The organism is Streptomyces sp. DSM 42067 (genome assembly GCF_055792885.1).
The window spans coordinates 889,153-908,680 of record NZ_CM147706.1 but is presented as its reverse complement, the minus strand read 5'-3'; the positions used below and the strand labels follow the sequence as shown (position 1 = coordinate 908,680).

Genomic DNA, 19,528 nt, shown 5'->3' with positions numbered 1-19,528 from the left:
GGTACTCGACCCGGGAGCGAGCGAGGGGACACAGTACGACCGGCTGGGGGGAACAAGTTGAGTGACACGCAACGAGCCGCCGTCGGCACACCCCGCGAAGCAGGCGCCTCCGCACGGCTGCACCAGCTGTTCGAGGGCCGTCGGCTCACCCCGACGCAGCGCCGTATCGCGCACTGCCTGGTCCGGCAAGCGGCGGCCGTGCCCTTCCTGTCCAGCGTGGAGCTGGCCCGACTGGCCGGGGTGAGCCAGCCGTCGGTGACCCGTTTCGCGTTCGCCCTCGGTTTCGACGGATATCCGGCGCTGCGCAGACATCTGCGGGATGTCGCACCCGACGGCACAGGCGTGGACGGCAGGTCGAACAACCGGTACCAGCAAGCGGTACAGGCCGAGATCGACAATCTGCGGCAGCTGGCGTCCCTGCTCGCGGACCCCGGGCCCGTGGAACGCGCGGGCCGGCTGCTCGCCGCGTCCCGGCCGCTGCCGGTGCTCGGGCTGCGCGCCTCCGCCGCCCAGGCACGAGGCTTCGCCTACTTCACCGCGAAGGTCCACCCTGACGTACGCCTGCTCGACGAAGGCGGCTCGATGCTCGCCGACCGCATCGACGCGGCCAGGCATGCCGGCGCGAGCGCGCTCCTGTGCTTCGCGCTGCCGCGCCATCCGCGCGAGGTCCTCGACGCGCTCGACCACGCCCGTGACACGGGGCTGACGGTGGTGACGATCGCCGATGGCACGTTCGCCCCGGTGGCCGCCCACAGCGATCTGCTCCTCCCGGCCGCTGTGGGTACCGGTCTGGTGTTCGATACCGTGAGCGCCCCCACGGTGCTGGGACAAGTCCTCCTGGAGGCGATGTGCGACGCCTTGCCGGACGCTCAGGCCCGCCTGGAGGAGTTCGACGCGCGGGCCATGGCGCGGGGGCTGTTCGTCAACTGAGCACCAAGACCTCACCGGCTCCGGCACGGCGCAACGACGCTCGTCGTTGATTCGATACGTCTCGAACTTCGGGGCGGGGCTGTACGCGGCTGCGGATCGGGAGGGGCTGCCCGTCGAGGCGCTCGCGGCCTCGCTGGGCTGCGGAAACCCGCTCGGGGTCGCGGAACTGCACGAGGGTGAGCGGGTGTTGGACCTCGGCTCGGGCGGCGGCATCGACGTTCTGCTGTCGGCCCGCCGAGTGGGGGCGAGCGGCAAGGCGTACGGGCTGGACATGACCGAGGAGATGCTCGCCCTCGCCCTGGACAACGCGAGGAAGGCGGGCGCGGCCAACGTCGAGTTCCTCAAGGGAACCATCGAGGCGGTCCCGCTGCCCGCCGGCACTGTCGACGTCGTCATCTCCAACTGCGTGATCAACCTGTCGGTCGACAAGCCCGCCGTGTTCGCGGAGATGTTCCGGGTGCTCGCGCCGGGCGGCCGTATCGGTATCTCCGATGTCGTGGCCGACGACCACATCACGGCGGACCAGCGCGCCGAGCGCGGCGACTATGTCGGCGGCATCGCCGGCGCGCTGTCCTTCACCGAGTACCGGGAGGGGCTGGAGACCGCCGGGTTCACGGACGTCGAGGTCACTGCGGCGCACGCGGTGGCCGACGGGATGCATTCGGCGATCGTGCGGGCGGTCAAGCCGGTGTCGGCTGTGACGGGCGCGACGACGTCCACGTCCCAGCCCGTTGTGGCCGCCGGTGGCTGCTGTGGCGGTACCTCCGGCTGCCGGTAGCGAACGAGCCTGTGCGGGTCAGGAACGCATTCAGGACTGATCGCCGCGCTCGGCGTTCTTCTCCCTGATGCGCACCGCTTCCTTCCGCACCTCGGCCTGCGTTGCACGCTCCCTCTCCAGCCAGTCGGGACGGTCCCTCTTCAACGCGTCGATCTGCTCGGTGGTGAGCGGTTCCGTGATTCCGCCGCGAGCGAGACCCGCGATGGAGACGCCCAGCTTCGCCGCGACCACCGGGCGGGGGTGCGGGCCGTTTGCTCGCAGTTCCCGCAGCCACTCGGGCGGATCGGCCTGCAGCGCGTTCAGCTCGGCGCGCGAGACGACGCCCTCCTGGAACTCGGCGGGGGTGGCCTCGAGGTACACACCCAGCTTCTTGGCCGCGGTTGCCGGCTTCATCGTCTGGGTGGTCTGGTGCGACTTCATGGTGTCAAGGGTATCGAGCGCCTGAGCGGCCTCCGACCACGACCTATGACCTGCGACCGGTAACCTGGCGGGGTGACAGGCTCGGAAGTATCCCCTTCGTTCCGGCTCGCGTATGTCCCGGGAGTGACGCCCGCCAAGTGGGTGCGGATCTGGAACGAGCGGCTGCCCGAGGTCCCACTGACCCTCATCGGTGTCGCCGCCGCCGAAGCATCGGATGTGTTGCTGGGCGGCGGCGCCGACGCGGGACTCGTGCGATTGCCGGTCGACCGGGCGGTACTCAGCGCGATTCCTCTCTACACGGAGACCACGGTGGTCGTGGTTCCGAAAGACCACGTCGTGGCGGCGGTCGACGAGGTGTGCGCCGAAGATCTGGCCGACGACATCGTGCTGCATCCCCTCGACGACGTCCTCGGCTGGGAGCGTCTGCCGGGACAGCCCGCGATCGAGCGCCCCGCCACGACGGCGGACGCCGTCGAACTCGTGGCGGCTGGGGTGGGTGTGCTCGTGGTTCCCCAGTCACTCGCCCGTCTGCATCACCGCAAGGACCTCACGTATCGGCCGGTCACGGACGCCCCCGAGTCGAGCGTCGCGCTGTCGTGGCCCGAGGACGCGACCACCGACATGGTCGAGGACTTCATCGGGATCGTTCGCGGGCGGACCGTCAACAGCTCTCGGGGTCGCCGGCCCACGACGCCGGCCCCGGCTCAGCCGCAGCGGAAGCGGCCGGATTCAGGCGGCGTACGGCGGAAGCCCGCGGCCGGCAAGTCGACCGGCAAGAGTCCTCGGAGCGGTGCCGGCGGCCCGAAAGGCGCCAAGCGCGGCAAACCTCGCCGCCGGTCGTAGCTTCGGGGCGCGTGCGGTCAGGACGGCGTCGTGGGAGCGAGTGCAAGCCATTCGAACGCAGCCTGCGCGGTGAACTCGCCCTGGCCGCCGCGGAAGAGCAGTCCCGCCGTGGCGAACCGCGGGTCGTCCGCCTGCGCCGCCACGTAGGGGATCGCGATGCAGCGCATGCCCGCCGCATGCGCCGCTGCGGCGCCGGGCGCGGCGTCCTCCACCACCACACAGTCGGCCGGTTCGGCGCTGATCCGGCGGGCCGCCTCCAGGAAGACGTCAGGGGCGGGCTTGCCGTGCGCCACCTCGTCCGCCGAGACGACGACGGGCAGCAACGTCGCCAGGCCCGCGCTGGACAGGATCGCCTCGATGGCCTCGCGAGAGGACCCCGAGGCCACGGCCATCTGCACACCCGCGTCGTGCAACCGCTCCACGAACTTTCGCATCTCCGGGTAGACGGGCGTGGAGACCCGGGCAAGTTCCAGATAGCGGCGGTTCTTCTCCGCCAGCAGCTCGTCGAGCGGCGCCCCGAGCCCGAACCGCTCCTTCCACAGAGCGAGCGTCTCCTGCGTGCCTATCCCGACGTACTGCTGGTGGTCCTCCCACGTGAAGCCCGTGATGCCGTGCTGCGCAAGGACATGACGTCCCGCCTCGAAATAGTTCGGCTCGCTGTCCACGAGTGTTCCGTCGAGATCGAATATGACCGAGGTGGTGGCCGCCCTGCCTGCCTTGCTCATGCCCTCCAGCATGCCAGGGCGTGACAAGAGGGGCTCAGCACACTGGCGCGGTTCAGGGGGCTCGATCGCACTGCTGTGATGAGAGTGGCATGCCGCGACGAGCACCGAGGGGACCAGAGCGTCGTGTGGGCGCGATCAGCGCGGGAGTCGGGGCGCGATCAGCGAGGCCGTTCGGGCGCGCGAGTGGAGCGGCCGATCGACTCCACGAGCGGCAGCAGACGATGCGGTACGCGCTCGCGCAGCGCCACCTCCGTGCGTGTGCGCACCACGCCCGGCATCTGGATCAGCTGCTGGATCACATCCTCCAGATGTGCGTTGTCCCGGGCCACGACCCGGGTCAGCAGATCGCCGCCACCCGTGATCGAGAACGCCTCGATGATCTCCGGTACGGCGGCCAGCGCATCGCCCACCTCGTCGAGATGCCCCTGCGTGACCTCGATGTGCACAAAGGCCAGAACGGGGTGGCCGAGCGCGGCGGGGGAGAGGGAAGGGCCGGTTCCGGTGATCACTCCGTCCCGCTCGAGCCGGTCCAGCCGGGCCTGGAGCGTGCCCCGTGCGACGCCGAGGATACGGGCGTATTCGCGGGCGCTCGTGCGCGGCTGCTCCAGCAGCAGTCGCAGGATGCGGGTGTCCAACTCGTCCACGGCCATGGTCCGTCGGGCTCCTCCTGGTCGGCGGTGAGCGTCTATGACGGTACCAATGGCCCAGTCGGCTCTGTGCCTGCTGAGCCAGTGCCCGGCTTCCGCCGCGGCGGTCCTGCATGGCGGCAGCGTGGGCAGCCGCATCGACCGTGCCGTGGAGCTGACCCGCGTCCTCTCTCGGGTTCGGAAGGCACCGCGTCCCAGCGGCTCTTCCGGAAGTGTGAGCGGGCATCCACGAGTGTTGCCCATGAAAATACCCAGGGGGGGTATAGTGTGAGTGTATTAGCGGAGCGGCGGACACCCGGCCGGTTCCGCGATACACACGCATCGACACCCGAGGAAGAAGCGATGACCTTCGAGAACGTCACCACCGTCTACAAGGTGTCCGGCATGACCTGCGGCCACTGTGAGAGCGCTGTTTCCGAGGAGCTCTCCGCGCTGGACGGTGTCACCACGGTCAAGGCCGTCGCCGCCTCCGGCGAGGTTACCGTCACCTCCGCCGCCCTTCTCGACGAGGAAGCCGTGCGCTCCGCGGTCGACGAGGCCGGCTACGAGCTCGTCGGCCCGGCCTGACCCGTAGCCCGGCCTGACCGGTCCGCCGGGGCCGTTCGCCGCCGTTCGCCCAGGAACGCGATGTCGCTCCCACGCCGGGAGGTGCCGCTCCGCTGATACGGACGCCGCACGCCCCGGCCTCTCCCAGGAGATACGCCCAATGACCAGCACGGCTCTCGAGAAGACGGTTCCGGATGCGACGGCGGCGCCGACCGCCGAGGTCGAGCTCTCCATCGGCGGCATGACCTGCGCCTCGTGCGCCGCCCGCGTCGAGAAGAAGCTCAACCGCATGGACGGCGTCACGGCGACGGTCAACTTCGCCACGGAGAAGGCCAGGGTCTCGTACGCCGATGGGATCGAGGTCGCCGACCTCATCGCCATCGTCGAGAAGACCGGCTACACCGCCGAGGAGCCACCCCCGCCCGTGCCGGGGGCCGCCGCGGACGGAGGCGAGGACGGAGCCCAGGCCCAGGCCGCGCCGGTGGGAGCGGACGGCGAGCTTCTCTCGCTCCGGCAGCGCCTGTTCGTATCGCTGGCGCTTTCCGTGCCCGTCGTCCTGATGGCGATGGTCCCGGCACTGCAGTTCGACAACTGGCAGTGGCTGTCGCTGACCCTGGCGGCTCCCGTCGTCGTCTGGGGTGCCTTCCCGTTCCACAAGGCGGCCTGGACCAACGCCCGTCATGGCGCCGCGACCATGGACACCCTGGTGTCCATCGGCACACTCGCCGCGCTCGGCTGGTCGATGTGGGCACTGTTCTTCGGGCACGCCGGGATGCCCGGGATGCGGCACGCTTTCGAGTTCACCATCTCTCGTACGGACGGGTCCTCCTCGATCTATCTGGAGGCAGCGGCCGGCGTGACCACGTTCATTCTCGCCGGGCGGTACCTGGAGGCGAAGTCCAAGCGCAAGGCCGGCGCGGCACTGAGGGCGCTGCTGGAGTTGGGCGCCAAGGACGTCGCGGTACTGCGGGGCGGTCAGGAAGTGCGCATCCCTGTGGCGCAGTTGGCCGTCGGCGACCGCTTCGTCGTTCGGCCCGGAGAGAAGATCGCCACCGACGGGACCGTCGTCGAGGGCAGCTCCGCAGTCGACGCCTCGATGCTGACTGGCGAATCCGTGCCGGTGGACGTGACGGCCGGCGATCCCATCACCGGTGCCACGGTGAACGTCGGTGGAAGGCTGGTCGTCGAGGCGACCCGGGTGGGCGCCGACACGCAGCTCGCCCGTATGGCGAAGCTCGTCGAGGACGCCCAGAACGGCAAGGCCGAGGTGCAGCGCCTCGCCGACCGTATCTCCGCGGTCTTCGTCCCCGCGGTCATCCTTCTCGCCCTCGGCACCCTTCTGGCCTGGCTGTTCTTCACCGGCGACACCGCTGCCGCCTTCACCGCGGCCGTCGCCGTGCTGATCATCGCCTGCCCGTGCGCCCTGGGCCTCGCCACGCCGACCGCCCTGATGGTCGGCACCGGGCGCGGCGCCCAGCTCGGCATCCTGATCAAGGGCCCTGAGGTGCTGGAATCCACCCGGCGCGTGGACACCGTCGTCCTCGACAAGACCGGGACCGTGACCACGGGCCGTATGCAGCTCCAGGACGTCGTCGCCGCACCGGGCGTGGACGAGGACGAGCTGCTGCGGCTGGCGGGCGCGCTGGAGCACGCCTCGGAACACCCGATCGCCCAGGCGATCGCCGCGGGCGCCGTCGTGGGGGTCCCTCCGCTCGAGCGAAGCCGAGAGTGGGGGAGGGCCGGAAGTCTGCCCGTACCGGAGAACTTCGAGAACGTCGCCGGTCTCGGCGTCCAGGGCGCCGTCGAGGGGCACCAGGTCCTCGTCGGACGCGAGCAGCTCTTGGGTGAACGGGGCATTGAGCTCACACCGGAACTGGCCGAGGCCAAGGCCGCGGCGGAGGCCGAGGGGCGCACGGCGGTCGTGGTCGCCTGGGACGGCACGGCGCGCGGCGTCCTCACCGTCGCCGACGCGGTCAAGGACACCAGCGCCGAGGCGGTCGCCGAACTGCGGAAGCTGGGCCTGAGGCCCGTCTTGCTGACCGGCGACAACCAGGCCGTCGCCGACTCCGTCGCCCGGACCGTCGGCATCGACGAGGTGATCGCCGACGTTCTGCCACAGGACAAGGTGGACGTGATCCAGCGGCTGCAGCGTGAGGGCCGGGTGGTCGCGATGGTCGGCGACGGCGTCAACGACGCGGCCGCCCTGGCCACCGCGGACCTGGGCCTGGCGATGGGCACGGGCACGGACGCGGCGATCGAGGCGGGCGACCTGACGCTCGTACGCGGCGACCTGCGGGTGGCCGCGGACGCCATCCGGCTCTCCCGCAGGACCCTCACCACCATCAAGGGCAACCTGTTCTGGGCCTTCGGCTACAACGTCGCCGCACTGCCCCTGGCGGCCGCCGGCATGCTCAACCCGATGATCGCGGGCGCCGCGATGGCCTTCTCATCGGTCTTCGTGGTGACCAACAGCCTGCGGCTGCGGTCCTTCGAGTAGGCCCCTGCGCGTAGATCCCCTCGAGTGGGTCCCTTCGCGCAGGGAGCTTCAAGCCGGGAAGTTGATCTCGTCCGTCTCCATGGTCCGTTGGCCTCCTGTCGGTGCAACGCGAAGGCCCGAGGTTGTGCCAATGGCCCAGTGATTCTGATGACACTTGAGCCATGAGGCGCAAGGATGCTGTGATGTACCCGTCGATGGCGCTGCGGACCCCGCAGCGCCTTTTTCATGCCGGTACGCAGTGAGGGGCGGGAAGAGTGCTGAAGAGGGTGTTCGTGGCTCCGGACCCGGGGCGGCTGCGGCTGCGCAGCGCCACCCGGGCCGTCGCCGGCATCGGGTTGGCGGTCGCCCTCTGCGGCCTCGCCGGTCACTCCCTTGCCGCGTCCATCACGGGTGGGCTCGCCGCGCTTCTCGCTCTCTTCACGGTGAGCGACGCGACGGTGCGCGGCCAGGCGGTCACGACCGCGCTGATGCCCGTGGTCGGCCTTCCCGTACTCGCCCTGGCGGCGGGGCTGCACGATCATCCTGTGGCCCGAGACCTGGCCTTCCTCACCGTGGTCGGTGTGGGGGTCTATGCGCGGCGCTGGGGGCCGCGGGGTCACAGCCTCGGCGTGTTCGCGTTCATGGCCTTCTTCGTGACGCAGTTCCTGCACACGGTGCCGGGCCAGCTGCCCGAGCTGTATGCCGCGGTCACGCTGTCCCTGCTCGCCTCCTCGGCCGTCCGTTTCGGCCTGTGGTGCTACGAGCGGCGGCTGCCCCCGGCCGTTGTTCCGGCTCCGCCGACCGGTACGGGTCTCGCACGGCCGACGACCCGCCAGGCGCTTCAGGCCACGGCCGGCTCCGCCTTCGCACTCATGATGGGCGAGCTGCTGTCCGATCAGCGCTGGTACTGGGCGGTGGGCGCGACATGGTGGGTCTTCGTCAACACCGCATCCCGTGGCGAGACGCTGGTCCGGGGCTTTCGCCGGGTTCTCGGCACCGTGATCGGCATCGGTCTCGGCCTGCTCGTCGCGATCCCGTTGCAGGGAGCGGCCGTTCCCACGGCGGCCCTCGCCGCGGTCGCCGTCTTCGGCATCTTCTACACGGCCGCGGTCTCCTACACCTGGATGATGCTCGCGGTGACGGTGCTGGTCGAGCTGCTCTACGGGCTTCTGGGGGTACTGGAGCCGGGCCTGCTCGCACTGCGTCTCGCGGAGACGGGTGTCGGGGCGCTCGGCGCGGCGCTGGCCGTACTCCTCGTGCTGCCCGTCACCACCCATGCCACGACCGACGCGTGGATCCAGCGCGCCCTGCGGTCCGTACACGAGTGCACCGCCGAATCCGCGGCGCGCCTCGCGGGCTCGGGGACCGCCGACCCCGCCGCGCGCGTCGCCGAACTGGAGCTGGTGCTCGCCAGGGTGCGCCTCTCGGTCTCGCCGCTGGTGCACCCGCTGAGCCCGATGCGTGCCCGAAAGGGCCGGGCCCGGCAGGTGCTGGCGCTGCTCGACGACTGCGCCCGCGAGGTCCGCGGGCTGGCCTCCGTGGCCGCCGACCCGGAGGCTTCGCACGACGCTCGGCTCGCCGCTGCCTGCCTGCGTGTGGAGGCCGCCGTGGAGGCACTCACCACTCCGGGCTCGACGGTCGACGCCGCGGCTGCCGACGCCTTCGGTGTGCGGCATCCTGCAGTCGAACCCGCGCTAGTGCCCCAACAGGCAACGTTCGCCCCGTCGCGACGCCCGGCACGCACTCTCGCCGCACCGCCCGAAAGCCCAAGTACGTCCAGTACGAGGACTTCCGGCCGGCACGCCGAGAGCACGCACCGGACGCCGCTCCTTGACGGGCAAACGTTGCCTGCCGGGGCACTAGTCCATCTGCACGGCCTGGAGCGGGCACTGGCCGCGCTGGCCGGACCGCTGCGCAGCTCACCGCGGTCGCCGCTCGTCGGGGCCTGAACCGGCAGAGCGCGGCCTGCTCGTGGGCCGACGGGATGACACCTCGCCGGCGGCTGCGCCATCCGGCGGCGTGCGTGCGTGGGTACCCGTGCGCGTTCGGTGGCGCTTGGTCTAGACCGATGGCTGCCGACTGCTACCGTCGGCGCCAAACGGCACCGGCAGGGGCGCGGTGAGGCCAGCAGCACCGGTAGTGAGAGGGGAACGCAGTGGCAATGGGCGGAAGGCGGGCCCGACGGGCGTACATCGGATCGTTCACCGCAGCAGGGGGCAGGGGAGTCATCGCCGCGGCCGTCGACCAGGACACGGGTGCGCTGACGGAGCTGGGCGCCACCGACGAGGTCGCCGATCCCTCGTATCTCGCGCTCTCGCCGGACGGGGCCGTGCTGTACGTGGTCAGCGAGACGGCCGACGGCTCGGTGGCCGCCTGTCAAGTCGCCGGGGACAGGCCCGAGCTGACGGGTTCCCCGGTGCCGGTGAAGGGTGACGGTCCCACACATCTCACCGTGCACGCAGGGCATGTGCTGACCGCCAACTACGGCTCGGGCAGCGTCACCGCCGTGCCCGTGAAGGCAGACGGCAGCCTCGCCGCCGCCGCGTCCAGCCTGCTGCGGCACGAGGGCTCGGGCCCGCACCCGCAGCGCCAGCAGGCGCCGCACGCCCACCAGGTGGTGCCGGATCCGACCGGCCGATGGGCGGTCAGCGTGGACCTCGGCACCGACTCCGTGCGCATCTGCTCCCTCGACGGCGAAGGGGAACTGAGCCTCTGGCGCGAGGTGGCCCTCAGGCCCGGGTCCGGGCCGCGTCACCTCGCCTTCCACCCGCGCGGCGATCTGCTGTACGTGCTGAACGAGCTGGCGCCGACCGTGACCGCGTGCCGCTGGGACGCAGAGGAGGGCCTGGTGCAACCGCTCGGCGAGACGCATGTGCTGCCCGGTGCACCCGACGGCGACGCCTATCCCTCGGAGATCGTCGTCGCTCCCGACGGCAGGTTCGCCTGGACCGCCACCCGCGGCGAGGACGTCATCTCCGTGCTCGCACTCGACGGAACGGGCGAACGTCCGAGGCTGCTGACCACCGTGCCCTGCGGCGGACACTGGCCCCGGGACCTGGCCCTCGACCCGGCGGGACGGTACCTGTACGCCGCGAACGAGCGCTCCGGTGACGTGACCTGGTTCCGCCTCGATCCCGAGACGGGGCTGCCGCGTCGGGTCGGCTCGATCGAAGCGCCTGCGGCTTCGTGCGTGGTATTCGGCTGAAAGACGCGGCGGGCGGCGGTCGCCGCAGGGCGAAGGCCCGCTTCCCAGCACGGCGAAGGCCCTTCCCCAGCACGGCGAAGGCCCGCTCCCCGGCACCGGGAGCGGGCCTTCTGCACGTACGGTCAGCGCACCGGCGCACCCGTCGGCTGCGGGGCGATACCCAGCGCCGTCGTGTACTTGGAGAGCGCCAGCTTGCCGATCGCCGGGTACGCACCCAGCGCCTCCGCGGCCGCGCAACCCGCTTCCTTGGCTGCCGCGTCGAGCAGGCCAGGGTCGATCTCCGGGCCGATCAGATACGGCGCGAGCGCCAGTTGGGCCGAGCCCGAGGAGCGCAGCTGCTCCGCGGTAGCCGCGATCGAGCCCTCCTCGTCCAGGGCCGCGGCCATCACCGGCACCGCGAGGCGCGCGGCCAGCAGCATGCCGGTGATCCCGGCCGCCTGCACGGCCTCGGTGCCGCCGACGGAGGCGAGGATGATGCCGTCCGCGGCGGTCGCCACGGTGAACAGGCGGGCACGGTCGGCACGGGCAAGACCGGCCTCGGACAGGCGCACGTGCAGCGCCTCCGCGAGCAGCGGGTGCGGGCCGAGCACATCGGTCAGCTCCGCGGCGGCACGGCTGTCCATCACGGCCTGGCGGATTCTCCGCAGCAGCGCGCTGTCGGGGCCGGCGAGCAGCGGTACGACGACCGCCGCCGGGCCCTCGGGCGCGGCCACGTCGGCACCGGCGGCGACGGCCTGGTCGTAGCGGGCCGTGCGCTCCTGGGCAGCGTGTGCGAGCACCGACTGGAGCGCGGGGTACTCGGCGTCGTCCCCGTCCACGTATCCGATCCGCGCGTCCAGGCCGGGAAGCTCGGAGCGGGCGATGCTCACGACCTCTTCGGCGATGCTGCGCGCGGCGGCGCTGGGCGTGCCGGGCACGGCGAGGACGAGCGCGGGCGCGCCCTCGGGAGCCGCCACGGGCTCAGGGCGGCGGTGCCGCCCGGGCTGGCGGGGACGCGGCATTCGTACAGGCAGGCCGGATGCGGGCCCAGTGGGGGAGCTCATGGCGCCGCATGCTACTGGCTTCTTGGGCTCCCCTGTTCGGGGAGGGTGCAGGTGAGCGGTATCCGTCCTGATTTGTCTTACGGGGCCCGTCCGAATCGGTTGCAAGGACACCGCCGCGCGGATGGAGCATGTGCGGATTCATGTGCGTGTAGTGGCCTATTGGTGCGTATCAAGGCATCAACGCCTCATTTCCGCCTGGCTTACGCTGGGGCCGCCAGACACGATCGCCCAGCCGTCGAGCCTCACACTGCTCAGCCATCGAGTCTTACGACGCGCAGCAGGTGCTCGTCGTGGGGCAGGGTCAGCTGGTCCAGGGCGAGGTCGACAGCCATGCGTACGGCCCCGTGCAGCGGGTCACCCGCGGCAGGCACCTGGCGCGCTTGCGGAACCAACTGGGCGAGTTGTGTGCGCACGGGTGCGAGCAGGGGTTCGCCCATCTTGAACAGGCCTCCGGTCAGGGCGACTTCGCTCTCACCGGATTTCGGGCAGGCAGCGGCAGCGGCCTCGGCGATATGGCGTGCCGCGTCCCGCAGGATGCCCGCCGCCACCGCGTCGTCGGCCGCACACGCGGCGACTTCCGGAGCGAACGACGCGAGTACCGCGGGCCGGTCGGTGCGCGGATAAAGCTGCCCGGGGAGGTCGGCCGCGGGGCCGAAGAGCTTCTCGGCATGCGCCAGCAGGGCGGGTGAGCCACCGCGTCGCCCGTCGTGGGCGCGCATGGCCGCCTCGAGGCCTGCCCGTCCGATCCACGCTCCGCCGCCGCAGTCGCCGAGCAGATGTCCCCAACCGTCGGCCCGGCGCCAGCTCTTGAGATCCGTGCCGAGCGCGATCATGCCGGTGCCGGCGGCCACGATCGCGCCGGGCTGCCGGCCCAGGGCCCCGGCGTACGCGGTGACGGCGTCAGCGGCGAGCGCGAGGCGGCGTACCCCGAGTTCGCGGGCCAGCGCTGCGGGCAGCTCGGCGCGCAGCCGGGCACCGAGGGTCGCCATCCCGGCGGCGCCGATGGTCACGGTCCCGATGCCGTCGACACCGGCCTCCCGCATCAGCTTCCTGGCCATGGGGACCAACTGCTCCAGCAGATGGTCCGGGTCGATGCCACCGGGTCCCGTGCGAACCGGTGCCGCCGACGCGCTGCCCCAAGGGGCGACCGCGCCGGTGCCGGTACGGACCGCGAGGGCGGCCCGGAACCCGGAGCCGCCCGAGTCGACGCCCAGCACGGCAGACGCCGGCCCGGCCCCCTTAACCGCGGGCGGCACCCCGGCCTCCGTCACGGCAGCCGCCAGTCCACCGGCTGTGCGCCCTGCCGCGCCAGCAGTTCGTTCGCCCGGCTGAAGGGGCGCGAGCCGAAGAAGCCGCGGTCCGCCGACATGGGGAAGGGGTGGGCGGACTCCACCGACGGCAGGTCGCCGAGCAGTTTCTCGATCGAGGGGCCTGACCTGTGCCGATGACGGAAGCCGAATGGCCTGATCACTGGAAGCACCGGGCACCACTGCTGTCTGACGAACGCCTACGCGACCTCATGGCCCGGCTCCAGGAAGAAGAGGACTGACGAGCGCAGCGTATCCCCGGGCCTCGTGGGACCGTTGGGCAGGTCGCGTACACGCGTCGCGGACTCCGCGCGCGACCTGAGCGGGTAGGCGTGAGGGCAGCGGACGAGTGCCGTGACGCGTCGGCGGATTCGGGAGCGGACTTCGCACACCAGTAGAGTGACGCGCTGTGGCAGCACGACCGTTGAATGAACTTGTGGAGCCCGGTTGGGCGGATGCGTTGCGTCCTGTGGCCGAGCGGATCGCCGCGATGGGTGACTTTCTGCGTGCGGAGATCGCAGCCGGCCGCACCTATCTTCCGGCTGGGGCACATGTCCTGCGCGCTTTCCAGCAGCCCTTTGACGAGGTGCGGGTTCTGATAGTGGGTCAGGATCCCTATCCGACTCCAGGAATGGCCATCGGGCACAGCTTCGCGGTCGCACCTGACGTACGCCAGTTGCCGGGCAGCCTGGAGAACATCTACCGGGAGCTGCAGACGGACCTCGGGCTTCCCCGTCCCTCCAACGGTGATCTGACCCCGTGGACCCGACAAGGCGTGCTGTTGCTCAACAGGGCGCTGACCACAGAACCTCGCAAGCCCGGGGCCCATCGTGGCAAGGGTTGGGAGGAAGTGACGGAGCAGGCCATTCGTGCTCTGGTTGCGCGCGGCAAGCCGCTGGTGTCCGTGTTGTGGGGGCGTGACGCCCGTAATCTGCGGCCATTCCTCGACGACTTCCCGGCGATCGAGTCCGCCCATCCTTCGCCGATGTCGGCGGACCGCGGTTTCTTCGGTTCACGGCCCTTCAGCCGTGCTAATGACCTTCTGGTGCGCCAGGGTGCCCAACCGGTGGACTGGCGCCTGCCATAAGCCTCATCCGCCGGCAGTCCGGGACTTGTGTGGGATGCCGTTGGTCTGTGGCCGACGCCGTCCGCCGTGAACCGTGCCGCTTGACCTTGTCGCAGCGACAACGTTTCTACTGGTGCCATGCGAATCGGAGAGCTCGCCGGCATCGCCGGCGTCACCACCCGTGCCGTGCGGCACTACCACCGCATCGGGCTGCTGCCCGAGCCGCCGCGGCAGCCCAACGGGTACCGCGAGTACTCGCTGCGCGATGCCGTCGAGCTGGCCCGGATCCGTCGGCTGACCGAGCTCGGCCTGAGCCTGGACGAGGTGAAGGACGTGCTGGCGGACGACGCGGGCAAGGATCTCGTCGAGATCCTCGCCGAGTTGGACGCCGACCTGGCCCGTCAGGAGGAGGCCATCCGGCAGCGCCGCGCCCGCCTGGGCCGGCTGCTCGAGCAGGCAGAGCAGACCGGGCGGCTGCCCGCCGAGGCTCCCGTCTCCCCCGAGCTCACAGCCATCTTCGACGACATGGCCCGCGCCTCGGCGCGGTTGCCCGGGCCGGAGCCGGCGATGGCGGCCAAGGAGCGGGAGCTGCTCGCCCTGCTGGAGACCGGCTCGCCAGGCGGCGACCGCGGCTGGCTCGACGCCATGGTGCACAGCCTCAGCGCCGATCCGGAGGCCATGGAACGCGCCTACGAGGTCTATGCCCAGCTGGACGAGCTGGCCGAGGCCGCCGAGGACGACCCACGGGTGGAGGAGGCAGCCCGGGCCATCGTCGACAGCATGGCGGCGCAGGCGATGACCATCCCGGACGACGGCGGCGTAGGCGAGGACGGCGGTTTCGCGGACGCCTTCTTCGCGGACTTCGCCCCCGCCCAGGCCGCGGCTGTGCGCCGCGCCATCGAGCTGCTGCAGGAGCGTGCCAGGTGAAGGCGCTGAGAAAGGCCGTGCGCTGGTCCTTCGCCGCACTCGTACCCGGCGAGCTCGTGCTCGTCCTGTGCGTGGCCGGTGGGGTACGGATAGCCCCGGCCGCCCGGCTGGCGGTGGAGCTGGCGGTGCTCGCGCCAATGGCCGCGGCGACCGCCCTGCTCTCCCTCGACTACCGCCGGCACCGCCGCGACGGTCTCGACCGCCGCCCCGCCTTCCTGGCCGCGCTCGCCGACACCGTCCCGGCGCCGGTGCGCAAGCTGACCGCCCATGAGTTCTTCCTCTCCACCAGCTTCCTGCGCTGGGTGACCCGCCGCGGCCCGCACGGCGTACGCGACGGCGACCTGCCCGTCCCGTACGCCCCGGGTCAGACGGCCGTCATGTACGGCTTCCTCTTCGTCTGCATCGTCGAGACCGTGGCCCTCGCCTTGCTGATCCCCTGGCCTGTGGTGCACGCCGTCACTCTCGTCCTCGACATCTGGGGCTGCTACTTCGTCCTCGCCCTGCACGCCTCCTGCGTGGTGCGCCCGCACGTGATCGGGGCCGACGGCTCACTGCGCCTGCGCTACGGCGCCCTGCTGGACATCCGCATCCCGGCCGACCGCATAGCCTCTGTCCGCCTGGACCGGAAATTCCCGGACGGCAAGCTGGCCGTCGTGGATGAGAAAGGCGTCGCCGACATTGCCGTGGGCGGCCAGACGACGGTCACCGTCGAGCTCACCGAGCCGGTGCGGTACGTACGTGCCCTGGGCAAGCCCGCCGAGGCCCGCGCATTCCGCTTCTACGCCGACGACCCCGCGTCCGCCGTCGCCGCGCTGCGGGCGCGCGGCCCGTCCGCGGGTACGAACCGGATCGGTGACACCCCCGGCTCCGACTCGGTCAGCCGCACCCGCAGCCGGTGACCGAGCGGCCCGTGTCCGGCCGGCCGCGGATCGGCGAGCCGGCGGGCACCACCAGCAGGCCCACTCGGAGACTGGTCGCATCGGCGATCAGCCCGACGACCGGCGGGGAGAGCAGGAAGCCCATGCGCATGAGCCAGGAGACGATGGCCAGCGCAGAACCGGTCTTGAGGCCGGGCAGCTCATCGGCTTCGTGCATCGCTGCGGGAACCAGCGTGGCCACCCCGAACCGTGCCGCGGCGAAACCGAGGATCGTCCCGGGCGCTGTGGCCCGGGCCAGGGCCAGGTCCGCGCCGGCCGCGGCGATGACGCCGCCGGCGCGGGCCACGGTGCGCTGGCCGAGGCGGTCGACGAGCCGGTCGCCGATGAGGCGACCGATGAACTGGGCTCCCACCAAGGCGACGTAGCCGCAGACCCGGATCAGTATCCCGGCTGCCCGGCCGGCCGTGATGGCGCCCGCCGGGAACGCCGCGACGGCCGGCCCATAGGCGGCGTTGACGATGTCGAGATCCGCCTTGATCTGCGGATGCCTCGGCAGGAGGTTGGCGATGCTTCAGGAGGTGGTCCGGCGGGACGGCCAGGGATCAGATCGTCCGGCCGGCGTGCGGGAGCGGTCAAGACCGGAACAGCCGATCGCACACAAACGAACACCCGAACAAGCAAGTTGTTCGGTCGCCCTTGCCGAACAGCGGTGGCCCATGCCACCGTGCTGGCCCTGGGACGGCTTCAACCTTCGTCAGTTTCACCTACTTTGGAGCCGCAATGTCCCAGATCAGCCGTCGGCGGCTGCTCCGCATCGCCGCGCTCACCGGCGTCGGCCTCGGCGTCACCTCAGTCTCCCGCCCGGCCTACGCCGCCGACGAGTACGACGTGCTGCGCGAGCGCTGGGTCAGCAAGACCATCATCGGTTCGGGCTACGACGCCTCGGCCGAGCCGTTCGCCGGGCAGCTCGCCCAGATCGGCGCCACGGCCTCGACCCTGCAGTCGTCCATGGCCCCGGCATCCTCGTCGCTGTGGCCGGAGCTGCCGGTCGGCAGCGCGTACGGCAGCTCCAACGTGACCTCGTGCTTCACCAGGCTGAGGTCGATGGCGCAGGCCTGGGCGCTGCCCGGCACCGGCCTGACCGGCGACACCGACCTGCTCGCCGACATCATCAGCGGCCTGGACTGGATGAACGCCAACGCCTACACACCCACGACGACGACGTACGACAACTGGTGGGACTGGCAGATCGGCGCGCCGAAGCCGCTGTTGGACACCATGGCGCTGGTGTACCCGTCGCTGTCGAGCAGTCAGATCAGCGGTTGTCTGTCAGCTGTCGATCACTTCGTTCCCGACTCGGCGGTGGCCGCCTACAGCGGCTCCAGCACCGGCGGCAACCGGGTCGACCTGTGCCAGGTGCTCATCCTGCGCGGCATCCTCGGCAAGAGCCCGGCGAAGATCACGACCGGGCGGGACGCGCTGTCGCCGGTGTTCCCCCTGGTGCGCGACGACGACGGTTTCTACGCCGACGGCTCGTTCCTCCAGCACCACACCGTCCCCTACGTCGGCACGTACGGCCAGATCCTGGTCAACGGGCTGGCCGGGCTGCTGATGTTGCTCACCGGCTCCACTTGGGCGATCACCGACACCAGCCGGCAGGTCCTCTTCGACGCGGCCATCGCCGCGACCGCGCCCTTCCTGTTCAACGGACTCATGATGGACGGCCAGTCCGGCCGTGCCATCAGCCGCGGGATCAGGAGCGCCGGCAACCCGCTCGGCATCCAGCAGGACGACCACACCCGCGGACACGCCATGATCAGCGGCCTGCTGTTGCTGGCCGAGGCGGCGTCGGCCGAACAGGCGGCCAAGTGGAAGGCGATGGCCAAGGGCTGGCTGCAGCGCGACTACTGGAGCCCCTTCCTCTCCGACAGGTCGTTGCAGGTCCCGGCGCTGGCCCGGGGGCAGGCGGTGCTCGACGACACCTCGATCACCCCCTCCGCAGAGCCGGTTGCCAGCCGGGTCTTCGGCGCCATGGATCGGGCCACCCACCGCAGAACGGGATGGGCGTTCGCGGTGGCGATGTGCTCGGCCAGGACCACGTTCTACGAGACGGGCAACGGCGAGAACCTGCGGGGCTGGCACACCGACTCCGGGATGACGTACTGGTGGGGCGACACGTTCGGCAACGGGCAGTACTCCGACGCCTTCTGGCCGACGGTCGACCCGTACCGGCTTCCGGGGACGACCGTGTCGCGCAAGCCGCTGGCCGACGCCGAGGGCGGTTCCTTCGGCAGACCGGTGCCCACCGGCGCCGTGTGGGTGGGCGGCGCCACCGACGGCACGTACTCCGCCGTCGGCCAGGACACCAGGGGACTCACCTCGACGCTGGCCGCCAAGAAGTCCTGGTTCTGCCTGGACGACCAGGTGGTCTGCCTGGGCGCTGGGATCACGTCGAGCGACGGGTACGCGGTGGAGACCACGATCGACAACCGCAACCTCGGCGCCACCGGTTCGACCGCCTTCACCGTCGACGGGACCGCCCAACCGGCCACGCTGGGCTGGTCGGCCACGTTCACCGGCGCCTCATGGGCCGCGCTCAAGGGCTTCGGCGGCTACGTTTTCCCCGGCGGCGCCACGTTCAAGGCACTACGGGAATCCCGCACCGGGTCGTGGCACGACATCAACACCGACGCCTCCACCACCTCGCTGACCCGTCCCTACGTCACCCTCTGGTTCGACCACGGGACCGACCCGAGCAGCGGCTCCTACTCCTACATTCTCCTGCCCGGTGCCACCGCCACGACGACCGCCGCGCGCGCCGCGAGCCCGACGGTCAGCGTCCTGGCCAACACCGCGAACGTGCAGGCCATCACCGACAGCGCCACCGGGGTGACCACCGCCAACTTCTTCACCGCGGGCACGGCAGGTCCGATCACGGTCTCCAAGCCCTGCTCGGTGCTGATGCGCGAGAGCGGCGGCACGCTCAGCGTCAGCGTCGCCGACCCCACCCGCGCCGCCACCACGGTCACCGTGACGATCGACCGCTCCGGTTACGTCACGGCGAGCGGCGACGCCGAGGTCCAGGTGACGGGGCTTGACCCCATCACCCTGGTGGTCGAGGTGGGCGGCAGCCAGGGCGCGTCCCGGACCATCACCTTCGGCACGGGTTCGGCGGTCACGGCCGGGCGCTCGCGGTCTCTCGCACCGACAGCCGACGCGTACGTCCGCGACGGCTCCTACGCGGCGACCAACTACGGGGCGGACACCACGCTGGTCGTCAAGAACACCACGGCGGGATACGCCCGGCGCTCGTTCCTGAAGTTCGACGTGTCCGGCCTGCCCGTCGCGCCGCGCCGCGCGGTGCTCTGGGTGTACGGCAGGACCGCCGACAACGGCGGCACCCAATCGACGGTCAGCGCGTACTCCGCCAGTAACGACAGCTGGACCGAAACCGGCCTGACCTGGGACAGCCAGCCCACCCTCGGCACAGTCCTGTCCTCCCGCCCGATCGGCTCCGTCAACGACTGGGTGCCTCTCGACGTCACCGCGCATGTGCAGACCCAGTTCTCCGGCGACGGCACCGCCACCATCGCCCTCGCGCAGCAGGCCGCCGGGCTTGTGGTCCTGCTCAACAGCCGGGAGAACGCCGCCAACCAGCCGTTCCTCCACCTCATCACCGACTGAATCGCGCGTTCCTCCACCTCATCACCGACCGAATCACCGACTGACAAGCCAAG

Annotated in this window: 16 protein-coding genes and 2 pseudogenes; 11 read left to right on the top strand and 7 right to left on the bottom strand. The window is 71.1% G+C overall.

Translation table 11 applies throughout. From position 1 onward, the window contains the following. Window positions 1-57: 57 nt before the first annotated feature. Together ACSMXV_RS04495 and ACSMXV_RS04490 are read left to right on the top strand one after the other, a co-directional pair. On the top strand, window positions 58-930 hold the full coding sequence (locus tag ACSMXV_RS04495) for a MurR/RpiR family transcriptional regulator (protein ID WP_473176403.1): 873 nt from the start codon (window positions 58-60) through the stop codon (window positions 928-930). Between the two features lie 46 nt (window positions 931-976). Next, window positions 977-1,708, top strand: a complete 732-nt coding sequence (locus ACSMXV_RS04490) for a methyltransferase domain-containing protein (protein WP_473176402.1) — start codon at window positions 977-979, stop codon at window positions 1,706-1,708. A 30-nt stretch (window positions 1,709-1,738) separates the two neighbouring features. Here the strand turns inward: ACSMXV_RS04490 and ACSMXV_RS04485 are convergent, their stop codons facing one another. Next, window positions 1,739-2,128, bottom strand: coding sequence for a DUF5997 family protein (locus tag ACSMXV_RS04485; protein ID WP_473176401.1), 390 nt, complete (start codon window positions 2,126-2,128; stop codon window positions 1,739-1,741). Window positions 2,129-2,200: 72 nt separating this feature from the next. Between ACSMXV_RS04485 and ACSMXV_RS04480 the strand changes: the two genes are divergently transcribed. Beyond that, window positions 2,201-2,971, top strand: coding sequence for a LysR substrate-binding domain-containing protein (locus ACSMXV_RS04480; RefSeq protein ID WP_473176400.1), 771 nt, complete (start codon window positions 2,201-2,203; stop codon window positions 2,969-2,971). A 17-nt stretch (window positions 2,972-2,988) separates the two neighbouring features. Here ACSMXV_RS04480 and ACSMXV_RS04475 read toward each other — a convergent pair whose 3' ends face one another. Together ACSMXV_RS04475 and ACSMXV_RS04470 are read right to left on the bottom strand one after the other, a co-directional pair. Continuing rightward, the gene (locus ACSMXV_RS04475; protein ID WP_473176399.1) at window positions 2,989-3,696 is read right to left on the bottom strand and encodes an HAD family hydrolase; all 708 of its coding nucleotides are present in this window, start codon (window positions 3,694-3,696) and stop codon (window positions 2,989-2,991) included. 158 nt (window positions 3,697-3,854) lie between these two features. Beyond that, on the bottom strand, window positions 3,855-4,346 hold the full coding sequence (locus tag ACSMXV_RS04470) for an Lrp/AsnC family transcriptional regulator (protein WP_473176398.1): 492 nt from the start codon (window positions 4,344-4,346) through the stop codon (window positions 3,855-3,857). Between the two features lie 339 nt (window positions 4,347-4,685). Between ACSMXV_RS04470 and ACSMXV_RS04465 the strand changes: the two genes are divergently transcribed. From ACSMXV_RS04465 to ACSMXV_RS04450, 4 genes are all read left to right on the top strand, one after another. Continuing rightward, on the top strand, window positions 4,686-4,910 hold the full coding sequence (locus ACSMXV_RS04465; RefSeq protein ID WP_473176397.1) for a heavy-metal-associated domain-containing protein: 225 nt from the start codon (window positions 4,686-4,688) through the stop codon (window positions 4,908-4,910). Between the two features lie 139 nt (window positions 4,911-5,049). After that, window positions 5,050-7,386: a heavy metal translocating P-type ATPase gene (locus ACSMXV_RS04460; RefSeq protein ID WP_473176396.1), complete on the top strand. Its 2,337-nt coding sequence runs from the start codon at window positions 5,050-5,052 to the stop codon at window positions 7,384-7,386. Between the two features lie 254 nt (window positions 7,387-7,640). Next, window positions 7,641-9,314: an FUSC family protein gene (locus ACSMXV_RS04455; RefSeq protein WP_473176395.1), complete on the top strand. Its 1,674-nt coding sequence runs from the start codon at window positions 7,641-7,643 to the stop codon at window positions 9,312-9,314. Between the two features lie 212 nt (window positions 9,315-9,526). Beyond that, window positions 9,527-10,570 carry a lactonase family protein gene (locus ACSMXV_RS04450; RefSeq protein ID WP_473176394.1) on the top strand — a complete coding sequence of 348 codons (1,044 nt, stop codon included), beginning with the start codon at window positions 9,527-9,529 and terminating at the stop codon, window positions 10,568-10,570. Window positions 10,571-10,692: 122 nt separating this feature from the next. Here the strand turns inward: ACSMXV_RS04450 and ACSMXV_RS04445 are convergent, their stop codons facing one another. The 3 genes and pseudogenes from ACSMXV_RS04445 to ACSMXV_RS04435 form a co-directional block, all read right to left on the bottom strand. Then, on the bottom strand, window positions 10,693-11,613 hold the full coding sequence (locus tag ACSMXV_RS04445) for a sirohydrochlorin chelatase (protein ID WP_473176393.1): 921 nt from the start codon (window positions 11,611-11,613) through the stop codon (window positions 10,693-10,695). Between the two features lie 251 nt (window positions 11,614-11,864). Then, complete coding sequence (locus ACSMXV_RS04440; RefSeq protein ID WP_473176392.1) at window positions 11,865-12,869, bottom strand: N-acetylglucosamine kinase; 1,005 nt, start codon at window positions 12,867-12,869, stop codon at window positions 11,865-11,867. An 11-nt stretch (window positions 12,870-12,880) separates the two neighbouring features. Continuing rightward, window positions 12,881-13,030 (bottom strand): annotated as a pseudogene (locus ACSMXV_RS04435) (uracil-DNA glycosylase); the annotation flags it as partial. Window positions 13,031-13,329: 299 nt separating this feature from the next. Between ACSMXV_RS04435 and ACSMXV_RS04430 the strand changes: the two are divergent. The 3 genes from ACSMXV_RS04430 (at window position 13,330) to ACSMXV_RS04420 (ending at window position 15,812) form a co-directional block, all read left to right on the top strand. Then, complete coding sequence (locus ACSMXV_RS04430) at window positions 13,330-14,007, top strand: uracil-DNA glycosylase (protein ID WP_473176391.1); 678 nt, start codon at window positions 13,330-13,332, stop codon at window positions 14,005-14,007. A gap of 117 nt (window positions 14,008-14,124) precedes the next feature. Then, entirely contained in the window at window positions 14,125-14,913 is a 789-nt protein-coding gene (locus ACSMXV_RS04425) for a MerR family transcriptional regulator (protein WP_473176390.1), read from the top strand. Beyond that, entirely contained in the window at window positions 14,910-15,812 is a 903-nt protein-coding gene (locus tag ACSMXV_RS04420) for a hypothetical protein (RefSeq protein ID WP_473176389.1), read from the top strand. Before ACSMXV_RS04425 ends, ACSMXV_RS04420 begins: the two co-directional genes overlap by 4 nt. On the opposite strand, the pseudogene ACSMXV_RS04415 reads toward ACSMXV_RS04420, so the two are convergent. Further along, window positions 15,790-16,218: pseudogene (locus ACSMXV_RS04415) on the bottom strand (hypothetical protein); the annotation flags it as partial. The gene ACSMXV_RS04420 and the pseudogene ACSMXV_RS04415 overlap by 23 nt on opposite strands. A 353-nt stretch (window positions 16,219-16,571) precedes the next feature. Here ACSMXV_RS04415 and ACSMXV_RS04410 point away from each other — a divergent pair. Then, the gene (locus ACSMXV_RS04410; protein ID WP_473176388.1) at window positions 16,572-19,475 is read left to right on the top strand and encodes a polysaccharide lyase family 8 super-sandwich domain-containing protein; all 2,904 of its coding nucleotides are present in this window, start codon (window positions 16,572-16,574) and stop codon (window positions 19,473-19,475) included. Window positions 19,476-19,528: the final 53 nt, after the last annotated feature.

What these genes read in the sequence shown, in the direction of transcription:
- ACSMXV_RS04465 (WP_473176397.1), top strand. Translation starts at nt 4,686, where the DNA reads ATGACCTTCGAGAACGTCACCACCGTCTACAAGGTGTCCGGCATGACC.
- ACSMXV_RS04445 (WP_473176393.1), bottom strand. Translation starts at nt 11,613, where the DNA reads ATGAGCTCCCCCACTGGGCCCGCATCCGGCCTGCCTGTACGAATGCCG.
- ACSMXV_RS04470 (WP_473176398.1), bottom strand. Translation starts at nt 4,346, where the DNA reads ATGGCCGTGGACGAGTTGGACACCCGCATCCTGCGACTGCTGCTGGAG.
- ACSMXV_RS04425 (WP_473176390.1), top strand. Translation starts at nt 14,125, where the DNA reads ATGCGAATCGGAGAGCTCGCCGGCATCGCCGGCGTCACCACCCGTGCC.
- ACSMXV_RS04475 (WP_473176399.1), bottom strand. Translation starts at nt 3,696, where the DNA reads ATGAGCAAGGCAGGCAGGGCGGCCACCACCTCGGTCATATTCGATCTC.
- ACSMXV_RS04460 (WP_473176396.1), top strand. Translation starts at nt 5,050, where the DNA reads ATGACCAGCACGGCTCTCGAGAAGACGGTTCCGGATGCGACGGCGGCG.
- ACSMXV_RS04450 (WP_473176394.1), top strand. Translation starts at nt 9,527, where the DNA reads ATGGGCGGAAGGCGGGCCCGACGGGCGTACATCGGATCGTTCACCGCA.
- ACSMXV_RS04410 (WP_473176388.1), top strand. Translation starts at nt 16,572, where the DNA reads ATGTCCCAGATCAGCCGTCGGCGGCTGCTCCGCATCGCCGCGCTCACC.
- ACSMXV_RS04485 (WP_473176401.1), bottom strand. Translation starts at nt 2,128, where the DNA reads ATGAAGTCGCACCAGACCACCCAGACGATGAAGCCGGCAACCGCGGCC.